This window comes from Ramlibacter sp. (assembly GCF_041916345.1).
Classification (GTDB): Bacteria; Pseudomonadota; Gammaproteobacteria; order Burkholderiales; family Burkholderiaceae_C; genus Ramlibacter.
This window is the reverse complement of the sequence record NZ_JAYRZR010000183.1, coordinates 1-1,730: the sequence shown is the minus strand read 5'-3', so window position 1 is coordinate 1,730 and position 1,730 is coordinate 1. Positions and strand designations below refer to the sequence as shown.

Sequence of the window (1,730 nt, the reverse complement as noted above, 5' to 3'; positions counted from 1 at the left end):
CCACCAGCGCTTCCGGGCCGGGGAAGGCGACTTCCTTGCCGGCGAGCTGGGCGATGTCGGTCACCGGCGAGTCGTCGGGCACGATGATCTGGCCGTGCACCGGCGGCGTGATGCGCCGGCCGAAGACCTTCCAGCCGAGTTGCTCGCGCTCCGGGCTGAACAGGTGGTTGCTGAAGATGAACTCCACCTCCTGCGCCAGCACGAAGGCGGTGGTGTCGGCCGAGGTGCGGCCGATCTTGAGCTGCAGCTTCACGCCGCTCTTCTCGGAAACGTAGGCAATGATCGGGTTCCAGTAGGCCGCCGTGAGGTTGATGCCGTACTGGTTGACCGGTGAGAAGCGGTAGGTGGTGTCCTCCTGCGCGCGGGCCGGCGCAGCGAGCAGGGCGCTGCAGGCGAGGGCGACGGCAAGCTGGCGGGCGAGGCGAAGGGCGAATGAACGGGCGTGGGTCATGGCAGTCGCGGGAGAGGGCTGTTCGATCCCTATCGGCACGCCGTGCGCCGTCTTGAGGGCGGCTGCTGCAAGAATGCAGGGGCGGGCCTCACGGCCGCGGCATTCGAACCACCCCAGGAGACAACCCATGCAAGGAACCACGCTGCGATCGGCCTTCGTTCTGGCCGCCGCGCTGATGCTCGCCGCCTGCACCACGACGCCGGCGCCGAAGGCCGCCGGCGCCACCCCCGTTTCACCGCCGAAGACGGCGCTGTGGGTGGGCAACAGCTTCTTCTACTACAACAACAGCATGCACGGCCACGTGGGCGCGCTCATCGCCGCGGCCAGCCCGGGCGCCAAGGGCTATCGGGCCACCTCGGTGACGATCAGCGGCTCGGGCATCAACTGGCACGACATGGAGTCGCACTTCAGGCCCGGCGGCGTGGCCTCGTACTCGTTCGACGCCAGCAACAACGTCGTCTTCAACAGTTTCGACAAGCCCTTCGACGTGGCGATCATGATGGACTGCAGCCAGTGCCCCATCCATCCGCAGCTGTCGAAGTTCTTCACCGAGTACACCGCGAAGAACAGCGCCATCGTGCGCAAGTACGGCGCCGAGCCGGTGTTCTTCATGTCCTGGGCCTATGCCGACAAGCCGGAGATGACCGAGCAGCTCGCCGCTGCCTACGTGAAGGCTGGCGCCAACAACCGCGCCAAGGTCGTGCCCGCGGGCCTGGCCTTCGCGAAGTCGATTGCCAGGCGGCCGGAGCTGAACCTCTACGTGGCCGACAAGCGGCATCCGAGCCTGGCCGGTACCTACCTCGCGGCCTGCACGGTGCTGGCTTCGGTGTACGGCCTGTCGCCGGTGGGCGCCAGCTACTCCGCCGGACTTCCCGCCGACGTGGCCGCGCACCTGCAGGCCACGGCCTGGGAAACGGTGCAGGGCTTCAAGCAGCCCTGAACGGGCCCTATGCGGGCACGGCGTAGTCGCGCTCGCTCATCAGGTCCACGCCGCAGGGCAGTGATTCCGCCCAGGCGATGAACTCCTGCACGGCCGCGCCCTGCATGGGCGCGCCGTGCTGCGGCACGATCATGTCGATGGGCAGCTTGCGGACCATCTGCGCCCACAGCCGCATCACCTTGTTGGACACCATGTAGCGGCGGTGGAAGCCCTCCATGCGCGGCACGTGGCCGGCCAGCGAACTGACCGGCTTCTTGGCGGCCTCGCCACCGATGAGCGAGGCACCCAGGTCGCCGGAGAACAGGATCTTGCTGACCGGGTCGTAGAACTGGAAGTTGC

The 1,730-nt window shown here is 67.7% G+C and carries 3 protein-coding genes; 1 reads left to right on the top strand and 2 read right to left on the bottom strand.

Annotated features, from left to right (window positions below):
- On the bottom strand, window positions 1-451 hold a 451-nt coding region (locus tag ACE3T5_RS21600; protein ID WP_374670165.1), incomplete at its 3' end, for a PhnD/SsuA/transferrin family substrate-binding protein.
- A 127-nt stretch (window positions 452-578) separates the two neighbouring features.
- On the opposite strand from ACE3T5_RS21600, the gene ACE3T5_RS21595 reads away from it, so the two are divergent.
- A complete protein-coding gene (locus ACE3T5_RS21595) occupies window positions 579-1,391 on the top strand; it encodes a hypothetical protein (RefSeq protein WP_293415930.1) in 813 nt (270 codons plus the stop codon).
- 7 nt (window positions 1,392-1,398) lie between these two features.
- On the opposite strand, the gene ACE3T5_RS21590 is transcribed toward ACE3T5_RS21595, so the two are convergent.
- Window positions 1,399-1,730 (bottom strand): MBL fold metallo-hydrolase (locus ACE3T5_RS21590; protein WP_374670164.1); only part of this gene is annotated, 332 nt, incomplete at its 5' end.